At 69.1% G+C, this 10,917-nt stretch carries 6 protein-coding genes; all 6 read left to right on the top strand.

Annotated elements, in window-relative coordinates; genetic code table 11:
• Positions 1-132: 132 nt before the first annotated feature.
• Positions 133-1,704, top strand: a complete 1,572-nt coding sequence (locus D180_RS07675) for an APC family permease (protein WP_017912331.1) — start codon at positions 133-135, stop codon at positions 1,702-1,704.
• A 139-nt stretch (positions 1,705-1,843) separates the two neighbouring features.
• Entirely contained in the window at positions 1,844-4,156 is a 2,313-nt protein-coding gene (locus D180_RS07670) for a S9 family peptidase (RefSeq protein WP_017912330.1), read from the top strand.
• A 453-nt stretch (positions 4,157-4,609) separates the two neighbouring features.
• Positions 4,610-4,918, top strand: a complete 309-nt coding sequence (locus D180_RS07665) for a flagellar basal body protein (RefSeq protein ID WP_017912329.1) — start codon at positions 4,610-4,612, stop codon at positions 4,916-4,918.
• Positions 4,919-5,068: 150 nt separating this feature from the next.
• A complete protein-coding gene (locus D180_RS07660) occupies positions 5,069-7,435 on the top strand; it encodes a Tat pathway signal protein (protein WP_017912328.1) in 2,367 nt (788 codons plus the stop codon).
• A 333-nt stretch (positions 7,436-7,768) separates the two neighbouring features.
• Complete coding sequence (locus tag D180_RS07655) at positions 7,769-10,597, top strand: TonB-dependent receptor (RefSeq protein WP_081616436.1); 2,829 nt, start codon at positions 7,769-7,771, stop codon at positions 10,595-10,597.
• Positions 10,598-10,686: 89 nt separating this feature from the next.
• Positions 10,687-10,917: hypothetical protein (locus D180_RS07650; RefSeq protein ID WP_232760386.1), on the top strand; the 231-nt coding region annotated here is incomplete at its 3' end.

The following is a 10,917-nucleotide window of genomic DNA, read 5'->3' as shown; positions in this document are numbered from 1 at the left end:
CTTCGGGGCACCTTCTCCCGGGGGGAGAAGGGAGCAATAAGCCCCTCTCCCTCCGGGAGAGAGGGTGGGGTGAGGGTAGGGAACGCCGCAGATCATCGAATCGCCAGTGACACCAATCCAGCGGGAGACGCCATGGCCGCACAAGGCAAGTTCCACAAGCGCTTGAGCCTCACCGATCTGACCTTCATCGGCTTGGGCTCGATCTTCGGGTCCGGTTGGCTGTTCTCGGCCAGCCACGTCTCGGCGATCGCCGGGCCGGCCGGCATCGTCTCGTGGATCGCCGGCGGCGTGGCGGTGCTGCTGCTGGGCCTGGTGTACTGCGAACTCGGCGCGGCGCTGCCGCGCGCCGGCGGCGTGGTGCGCTACCCGGAGTACTCGCACGGCGTGCTGCTCGGCTGGCTGATGGGCTTCATCACCCTGATCGCCTTCTCCAGCCTGATCGCGATCGAGGTGGAAGCGGCACGCCAATACGCCGCGGCGTGGTTCCCCTGGCTCAACCAGGCAGGCAGTACCCATCCCAGCGTCGCCGGCTGGCTGCTGCAACTGGCGCTGCTGGTCGCGTTCTTCCTGCTCAACTACTACAGCGTCAAGACCTTCGCCACCGCCAACAACATCGTCAGCGTGTTCAAGTTCCTGGTGCCGGTGCTGGTGATCGTGCTGCTGATGGCGCACTTCGATGCGCGCAACCTGCACGTGCAAGGATTCGCGCCGTTCGGCGCGGCCGGAGTGGAGGCGGCGATCTCCGCCGGCGGCATCATCTTCGCCTACCTGGGGCTCACGCCGATCGTGTCGGTGGCCAGCGAGGTGCGCGATCCGCAGCGCAACATCCCGATCGCGCTGATCCTGTCGGTGGCGCTGTCCACGGTGATCTACGTGTTGCTGCAGCTCGCCTTCCTCGGCGGGGTGCCGGCGCAACATCTGGCCAACGGCTGGGGCGGCATCGACAAGGCGTTCTCGCTGCCGTACCACGATATCGCCCTGGCGCTGGGCATGGGCTGGCTGGCGGCATTGGTGATCTGCGACGCGATGATCTCGCCCAGCGGCACCGGCAACATCTACATGAACGCCACGCCGCGGGTGGTCTACGGCTGGGCGCGCAGCGGCGGCTTTATGCCGGTGCTGACCAAGGTGGACGCCGCCTCCGGCATCCCGCGTCCGGCGCTGTGGCTGAGTCTGGGCCTGTCGGTGTTCTGGACCCTGCCGTTCCCCTCGTGGGAGGCGCTGATCAACGTGGTGTCGGCGGCGCTGGTGCTGAGCTATGCGGTGGCGCCGGTGACCGTGGCCGCGTTGCGGCGCAGCGCGCCGGAGCTGCCGCGGCCGTTCCGGCTGCGCGGCATGGCGCTGCTCGGGCCGCTGTCGTTCATCGTTGCGGGCCTGATCGTGTACTGGTCGACCTGGAACACGCTGTCGTGGCTGCTCGGCCTGCAGATCGCCATGTTCGCGCTGTACGTGCTGTACCGTCTGCCCAACGCCGCCGGCCGTGCGCGGCTGTGGCGGCAGGTGCGCGGCGTGCTGTGGCTGATCGTGTTCTTCGCGCTGGTGTTGGTGGTGTCGCGCCTGGGCACCTTCGGCGGCAGCGGCTGGATCGCGCATCCCTGGGACACGCTGTGCGTGGCCGCGATCGCCTTGGGTTGCTACCACTGGGGTGCGCGCAGCGGCCTGCGTCCGGAGGAACTCGCGTTGGAAGAGGATGACGGGGAGTAGCCGTTGCGTGTGTGGAGAGGCGTAGGACGGTTCTTGTCCCTTTTTGTGGGATTGGCTGCGGCAGACGTCAACGGGAAAGCCCGTCGCGGCTAAAGCCGCTCTACGGGAAACAGCGCGTCATGAGATTTTTGGAAACCGAATGAACAAGTTCGTCGTATCGATCGTCATGGCACTGGCCTGCTGCGCCGGCGCCGCCCAGGCCGCGCCCAGCGTCGCCGACTACCAGCGCTCGCTGGGCCTGCGCGAGGCCTGGATCGGCCTGACCGAGAACGTGACCTGGCCGGCGCAGTGGCGCGACGACGGCGCGTTCTACTACCGCAAGACCGTGCCGGGCGGCTTCGCCTTCGTGGTCGAGGACGTGGCCAGCCAGCGCAAGCAGCCGGCGTTCGACCAGCAGCAGTTGGCGCGCGCGTTGAGTGCGGCGACCGGCACCACGTATCCGGCGCTGCGGCTGCCATTCGCGCGCTTCGCCTACGTCGCCGAGGGCGGCCAGCCGCAGGCGGCGATCACCTTCGAGCTCGATGAGACGCCGTGGCGCTGCACGCTCACCACTTACGTCTGCGCGCGTGCCGACAGCGGCCCGCAGCCGCGGCCGCGCGGCTTCGGCGTGGTGCGCGATCTCAGCGTGCCGGCCGATGCCACCCCGCGGCGCTCGCCGGACGGACGCTGGGACGCCTATGTCGACGGCAATGCGGTGATGCTGCGCGCGGTGGCCGACGGGCACACGCTGCGCCTGACCGACGATGGCCGCAGCGACGATTTCTACGACCCGGAAACGATCGCCTGGTCGCCGGATTCGCAGCGGCTGGCGCTGTACCGGGTGAAGCCCGGTTTTCCGCGCCGCGTCACCCGGGTGGAGGCGGCGCCGCCCGGCGGCGGCCAGCCGATCGTGCGCACGCAGCTGTATCCCAAGCCCGGCGATGCGGTGGACATCGAGCGACCGGTGCTGTTCGACCTCGGCGCGCTGGCGCGCGGCGGTGCGCCCAAGCGCCTGCCCATCGACGACGCGCTGTTCGCCAACCCGTATCAGCTCTCGCCGATCCGGTGGCGTAGCGACAGCGCCAGCTTCGTGTTCGATTACGTGCAGCGCGGCTTCCAGCGCATGCGCGCGATCGCGGTGGATGCAGCCACGGGCAAGGCGCATGTGGCGGTGGGCGAGGACGCCAAGACCTTCGTGTACGCCGACCGCAGCTACCACCACGATGTCGACGGCCTGGGCCAGGAAATCCTGTGGATCTCCGAGCGCGATGGTTGGCGCCACCTTTACCTGTTCGATGGCGTCAGCGGCCGGATCAAGACGCAGATCACCAAGGGCGAGTGGATCGTGCGCGACGTGCTGCGCGTGGACGATGCGCAGCGGCGCATCTGGTTCACCGCCAGCGGTATGGATGCGGGCAAGGATCCGTACTACCGGCAACTGTTCGCGGTGGATTTCGACGGCGGCCACCTGACCCGGCTGACCCAGGCCGATGCCGACCACGACGTGGCCATCGCCGACGACGGGCGCCATTACGTGGACGTGTATTCGCGTCCGGACATGGCCCCGGTGATGGAACTGCATGCCATCGACGGGCGCCTGCTGCAGGTGGTGGAGCGCGGCGACATCCGCAAGCTGCAGGCCGCCGGCTGGCGCGCACCGCAGACCTTCGTCGCCAAGGGCCGCGACGGCAAGACCGACATCTGGGGCATGGTGGTGCGCCCGCGCGACTACGACCCGCACAAGAAGTACCCGGTGATCGAGAACATCTACGCCGGCCCGCACGACTCCTTCGTGCCCAAGACCTTCTGGCCGTTCGGCTATCACTCCGGCGGCGACAAGCAGATCGGCATGCAGGCGCAGGCGGACCTGGGCTTCATCGTGGTGATGATCGACGGCATGGGCACCGCCAACCGCTCCAAGGCCTTCCACGACGTGGCCTGGAAGAACCTCGGCGATTCCGGTTTCCCCGACCGCATCGCCTGGCACAAGGCGCTGGCCGCGCAGGATCCGTCCTACGACATCGGCCGCGTCGGCATCTACGGCGCGTCGGCCGGCGGGCAGAGCACGCTGGGTGCGCTGGAGCGGCATCCGGACTTCTACAAGGTCGGCGTGGCCTATGCCGGGTGCTACGACAACCGCATGGACAAGATCAGCTGGAACGAGCAGTGGATGGGCTGGCCGGTGGACGCCAGCTATGCCCGCGCCTCCGGTGTGGACAATGCGGCCAAGCTGCGTGGCGACCTGCTGCTGATCGTCGGCGAGCAGGACAGCAACGTCGACCCGGCCTCGACCGCGCAGGTGGTGGACGCGCTGATCAAGGCCAACAAGGACTTCGACCTGCTGGTCGTGCCCGGCGGCGAACACACCGTCGGCCGCTCCACCGGCCCCATCGATTACGTGCAACGGCGCCAGTACGACTTCTTCGTGCGGCATCTGTTGGGGGAGCCGACGCCGGCGTGGAATCGGCTGTAGGTGGGGCTGGGATTTGGGATTGGGGATTCGTAAAGGCGCGGAGATTCCTGGTCCTGCGGGGTTCGGCTTTTCCCTTCTCCCCTCGGGAGAAGGTGCCCCGTAGGGGCGGATGAGGGTGCGGGTGGTGCACTGGCGTTCCGGAGGCATCGCGGCTCCCGGACCCTCACCCCAACCCCTCTCCCGGCGGAAGAGGGGCTTTGGCTTTCCCTTCTCCCCTCGGGAGAAGGTGCCCCGTAGGGGCGGATGAGGGTGCGGGTGGTGCACTGGCGTTTCGGAGGCATCGCGGCGTCCGTACCCTCACCCCAACCCCTCTCCCGAGGGGAGAGGGGCTTTCGCTGTCAGCGCAGACGTACCCGCTCTTGCCAATCCCAATCCCAATTCCCCAATCCCCCCACTCAAGACCTCGCCAACTCCGCCGATAACCCGGCAAGTCTCCCTGCGCCCCGGCCCGTCATGACCGCCATCGCCCCCAGTTCCTCGATCGCGCTCTCCGGCATGCGCGCGGCGACATCCGGGCTGCAGGTGCGCGCCAACAACATCGCCAATCTCGCCACCGACGGGTTCCAGCGCTCGGTGCCCGTGAACCAGGCGAGCGCCGGCGGTGGCGTGGTGGGCCAAGTGCAGCAGGCCGACGGGAAGGGCAGCGATCTGGTCGACGACATGGTCGGTACGCTGACCGAACGCACGGCGTTCCAGGCCAATGCGCGGGTCTTGCGCGCGGCCGACGACAGCATCGGCAGCCTGCTCGACGTGCTCGCGTAAGCCGTCGCCGACGCGTTGCGTTCCCGCAACGCAACATCGCCGCGATCACGCGGCTATGCGATTTTCCGCACCGATCCTCGTCACAGCGCACAAGACGCTGCGGCGCGCGCAGCGCACGATGCGACGATCGCATTGCATCGGGGACGGTAGATGGATCGGAGAGATTTCCTGCGTCAGGGCCTGGCCGTCGGCGCGGTTGCCGGCGTGGAAGCGCTGGCCGGGCGTGCCGCCGCGGCACCCACAGCGGCCAGCGCCGCGCGTGCGCCTGCACCGCCGCAACTGCAACCGCTGGCGGCCGACGCGCTGGCCGGGCACACCCTGCAATGCCGTTTCGTCGAGGCCGGCGCGACCTGGGAGGTGTACGAAGACCTGCGCCAGCCCGACGGCGATCTGACCCTGCGCGGGCCGGGCGGGGCGCTGGTGCTGGGCAAGCGCACCGAAGCGGTGTTCCCTGCCGCGCAGGCGCCGTATTTCGGCATGGCCCTGGCCGAGGTGGCGATGGCCGATGCCGACCTGCTCGCCGACCGCCTGCTGCGCGATGGCGACCCGCGCGCCGACGAGGTGCGCGACGTGGCGCCGCCGCCGGCCTCGCAACTGGATCCCAAGCACTACAACGGGCGCCTGCCGTGGACCACCTTCGTCGGTACCCGCGAGTGCGCCGACACCATGCCGGTGTACCCGGACGGGCGCACCCGCTGCTATCGCGCCATCCAGGCGTTCCCGGAACTGGGCAAGGACGAGCTGGTGCGGCGCCGCAGCGAAGGCCTGCTCGGCGGCTGGATGCCGGCGGTGCGCAAGGTGGTGCCGGCCGGCGAGGGCCGCTACTACGACATCCTGCTGTTCGCCGACGTGCTGGCCGAGGACCGCTTCGTGGTGCAGACCTGGCACCGCAGTGCGCTGGTCGAGCACGGCAAGGTCAGCAAGGTCGTGTACGGCTACAGCTATCCCGACTACCCGCCGCGGCGCGGCCCGCGCAGCGCCGAGGATTTCTACCGCGGCCTGCTCGCCTTCGCCGGCTACTGGCAGGCGCAGCTCGCCGACACCGTGCAGGCACAAACCCCGGATGCGAGTTGGCGCGACATGGCGCGCTTCGCCTTCGCCCGCGAATTGGTGGTGCGTCCGGGCGGCACCTATCCCAAGTACGGCGCGGTGGACCGCGACTATTACGGCAACGAGTACGACGGCTTCCAGGACACCTTCACCAGTTCGCTGTACGCCAACCTGGAGTGGGGCCGCTTCGCCCAGGCCGCGGCGGTGCTGGACGGGTATTTCAGCGATTTCGTGCAGGCCGATGGCATAGTCAACATGCGCGGCCCGGAGACCGGGCAGTTCGGGCTGACCCTGTCGCTGCTGGCGCGCTATCTGCGCTACACCGGCGATGCCGCGCTGCTGCGCAAGCACCGCGACAAGATCGCCGCCACCGCGCAGGTGCTGGTCGAGTTGCACGACGCCAGCCTGCGCCTGCCGGCATCGGCACCGGGGCATGGCCTGCTCCACGGCTGGAACGAATCCGATGCCTGTCTGTTCCCCGATCCGCAGGTGTGGTGGAAGCCGTACTACGCCAACAGCGCGCTGACGGTGCGCGGCTGGCAGGACCTGGCCGCGGTGTGGAGCGGCATCGCCGGGCCCGCTGGGCAGGCCGCCGCGGCGCAATGGCAGCGCCGTGCGCAGCAACTGTCGGCGCAGCTGCTGCGCACGCTGCGCAGCAACATCCGCCGCGATCTGCAGCCGCCGTACATCGGCCCGCTGCCGGGGGTGAAACTGACGTTCCGCCAGTCGCTGCAGCAGGAGCATCCCAGCGAGCAGGGCTGGCCGCATCGCGCCTATGCCGAACTGCTGCAGGCCGATGTGCTGCCCGACGACCTGGCGCACCTGGTCATCGACTGCGTGCGCGGCCACGGCGGCACCAGCCTCGGTGTGGTCGGCAACATCACCGCGCCGACCCCGGAGGCGCGCGACCTGCTCGGCTTCATCTCCTACGGCTACGCGCAGCAGTTGCTGCGCCTGGACCGGATCGAGGAATACCTGCTGTTCCTGTACGCGCATCGCTTCCACGTGCATACCCGCGGCAGCTGGACCGCGGGCGAGGTCACCGGCATCACCGGCGGCATGCCGCTGTTCTGCATCCCCGCGCAGTTGACCATTCCGCTGCTGCTGCGCTGGATGCTAGTGTTCGAGGACAGCGCCGGCGAGGAGCTGTTCCTGGCGCGGGCGGTGCCGCGCGACTGGCTGGGCAGTGGCGAGACGATCGCGATCGACGCCGCGCCGACGCGCTGGGGCAGGGTGTCGCTGACGCTGCGCGGGGATCCGGCGCGCAAGCGCATCGAAGGCCGCGTGACGCTGCCGGCGCAGCGGCCGGCACGCACCTGGCTGACCCTGCGCGTGCCGGCCGGCACCCGCCTGCAGGAGGTGCAACTGGACGGGCAGCCGGCGGCGCTGTCCGGGCCGCGCAACGAGCGCGTGCTGGTGCCGGCCGGCAGCGCGGCGACGGTGGCGATTTCCGCCGTCTACGGCTGAGTGGCGAAAAAGTCGGAAACGTCCCGCCTGCCCGCGGGGCAGTGCGGTATTCCGCACGTTTTCCCGATAAATACGACAAGACGCCGCGCGCGTCCTACGCGCACATTGTGACCGTGCAGTGAATGTCCAGGGGGAGATTCGTTGCACGTCACCGGGGACGCAGCGCATGGGTCGTGCGCGTCGCCGTGCAGGCGGCGTCGGGATCGTCCCGTCCGGCGGCGCATGCGTGGACACGTCCGTTTTCGTATCCGCCACACGCGCTGGCGACGGGGCGGCCGCCTGGGGAAGGGCGGCGTTCCGGCGAACGTCAGGCTGCCGCTCAGGAGATTTCCGATGCCGTCTTTGCTCGAACGCGTTGCGCCGCTGCTCCCGTGTTCCTGGCGCGCCGCGCCGCAGCCCGGTCCGCTGGCCGCGGCCATCTGCACCGCCCTGGCCCTGCTCGCGCCGGCAGCGCAGGCGCAGGATGCGCAGACCCAGGACACCCAGGCGACCACGCTGGAACGCGTCAGCGTCACCGGCAGCCATCTGCGCCGGGTGGATGCGGAAACCGCCAGCCCGGTCATCACCATCGACCGCCAGCGCATCGAGGACAGCGGCCAGGACACCCTCGGCCAGTTGCTGCAGCAACTGCCGGCGATGGCCGGCAACATGCCCAACGTCGCGCTCAACTCCGGCTTCAGCCACGGCCGCGCGCTGGTGTCGCTGCGCAACCTCGGCCCCGAGCGCACCCTGGTGCTGGTCAACGGCCATCGCATGGCCGGGCCGGCCAGCAGCGTCGCCGCCGCGCCCGGCGTGGACGTCAACGCGATTCCGGCGGCGATGGTCGAGCGCATCGAGGTGCTCACCGACGGCGCCTCGTCGGTGTACGGCTCCGACGCCATCGCCGGCGTGGTCAACATCATCCTCAAGGACAAGTACGACGGCTTCGCCGCCACCGCCGACTACGGCCTGAGCACGCACGGCGACGGCAACCGGCGCTCGCTCGGCCTGGAGTGGGGCAAGACCTGGGACCGCGGCGGGCTGATCCTGGGCGTGAGCCGCAGCTCGATGAACGCGCTGTACGACAGCGATCGCGACTACGCGCGCACCGCGCAGAACTATCTCAACGGCCAGGTGGTGGAGCGCCGCGGCAACGGCACCCGCGCCTTCCTGCGCAGTGGCAGCGTGCTGACGCCCAACGCCAACCTGGCGCCGGGCCAGGTCACCGCCAGCGACTTCCACACCTACAGCCAGGCGGTGGAAGGCTACAACTCCTACACCGGGCAGTACCTGATCACCCCGGTGCAGCGCACCAACGCCTCTGCGCACGCCACGTTCGATTTCACCCCGAACGTGCAGGGCTACCTGGACATGTTCTGGACCCGCAGCGAGACCACCTCGCAGCTCACCGCCTACGGCCTGGAACTGCCCAACGCCGCGAAGAACTACTACAACCCCTTCGGCGCCCAGCTCAGCCGCTACCTGCTGCGTTCGGTGCCGGCCAACACCCGCGTCTACACCTCGACGATGTACCAGACCAACATCGTCGCCGGCTTGCGCGGCAAGTTCGGCGACAGCAGCTGGCAGTGGGATGCGGCGGCCGGCTACGCGCACTACAAGGACACCCTGGTGCGCAACGGCTTCTCCATCACCTCGGCGCTCAACAACGCGGTGGGCGCCTCGTTCCGCGACACCGACGGCACCATCAAGTGCGGTACGCCCGGCAACGTCATCGCCGGCTGCACCCCGATCAACGTGTTCAACCCGGACGATCCGGCCACCATCGCCGGCATCAAGGCCACCCAGAGCGCGGTCGACCTGATCGACGAGAGCACGATGAAGTTCGCCGAGGCCAGCGTCAACGGCGACCTGTTCGCGATGCCGGCCGGAGCGGTGCAGGCCGCGTTCGGCCTGTCGTTCCGCAAGAACGGCTTCTCGCAGGGCACCAGCAATCCGGTGGCGGCGGCCGATGCGGACGGCAACTGCGACTACAACGACGGTTGCATCATGAACCAGGGCCACGACGAGACCATCAAGGAGGCGTATGCCGAAGTGCTGGTACCGCTGCTCAAGGGCGTGACCGGCGCGCAGGCGCTCAACCTCAACCTGGGCACGCGCTACTCGCGCTACGACTACTGGGGCAGCACCACCAACAGCAAGGTGGCGCTGGAATGGCGACCGATCGACAACCTGCTGATCCGCGCCACCGGCTCGCAGGTGTTCCGCGCGCCGGCGCTGGGCGATCTGTACGGCTCCCCGTTCAACGGCGTGGTCGACGACGCCGGTACCTACACCGATCCGTGCAACGGCTACACCGGCGGCGGCAATCCCGCGGCCTGCGCCAACGTGCCGACCAACGGCAGCTTCGTCAACAGCTCGTCCTTCACCGTGCTCACCACCGGCTCGGCCAACGCGGGCTTCGCGATCAAGCCCGAGCAGGGGCGCTCCTACAACATCGGCGCGGTGTACGACCCGGGCTGGGCCGAGGGTCTGTCGCTGAATCTGGACACCTGGCGCGTCACCCTGGACGACATGATCAACGGCACCGGCCTGGATCAGGTGCTGCAGAACTGCTACGACGGCCAGAGCGCCTATTGCCCGCTGATCAAGCGCGGTCCCACCGGGCAACTGGTCAGCGTCACCGTGCCGTTCGCGATCAACAGCGGCAAGGTCGACATCCGCGGCGACGACGTCGGCATCAAGTACGCCTTGCCGGAGACGGCGTGGGGTCGCTTCCGTGCGGGCGTCGATGCCACCTACCTGTCCAGCTACAAATTCAGCGGCGATCCGCACAACTATGTGGGCGAACAATCCAGCTACGGCAACATGCCGCGCTGGCGCGCCAACTTCACCCTCGACTGGGACAACGGCCCCTGGCACGCGAGCTGGAACACGCGGCTGATCGGGCGCACCACCGTCGGCAGCGCCTACGAGGACTTCTGCGTCAACACCGCCGCCGACGGCAGTTGCGTGTACTTCCCGGTCGGCACGGTGACCTACCACGACGCCAGCGTGAGCCGGAAGTTCGAGAGCCTGCATACCACCCTGGCGCTGGGCGTGAACAACCTCGGCAATCGCACGCCGCCGCGCTACTACGGCTATGCCAGTGCGGCGAACACCGATGCGTTCACCTACGACACGCTGGGGCGTTACTTCTGGGCGCGGATCAGGACCGAGTTTTGAGTCGCACGTCTGCACCCGGTGGCGCCGCATCGCGCGTGCGGCGCGGCGCCATCGCGCTCCTGGTTGGACTGTCGTTCGCTGCGAGTGCGGTGGCGGCGTCAGCCGCCGTCGGCGACCTCGACCGCGACGGCGAAGGCCTGCAGCCCAGCAATGCCGCGATCGGCATGCCGCACTTCAAGGGTGATGCGCATCCCTTGCCGGATAGCGGCGTGGCGTTCGCGCCGGGCCGGGGGCAGGGCCAGTTGCAGCGCGTGTTCGCCGCCGACCTGGCGGCGGGCGCCGGCCGCGCGCCCGGCCGCGATTTCTGGATCGACCGCCTG

Origin of the sequence: Xanthomonas sp. SHU 166 (genome assembly GCF_000364685.1) — a bacterium.
Lineage (GTDB): Bacteria > Pseudomonadota > Gammaproteobacteria > Xanthomonadales > Xanthomonadaceae > Xanthomonas_A > Xanthomonas_A sontii.
This window is presented reverse-complemented; position numbering and strand designations above follow the sequence as displayed.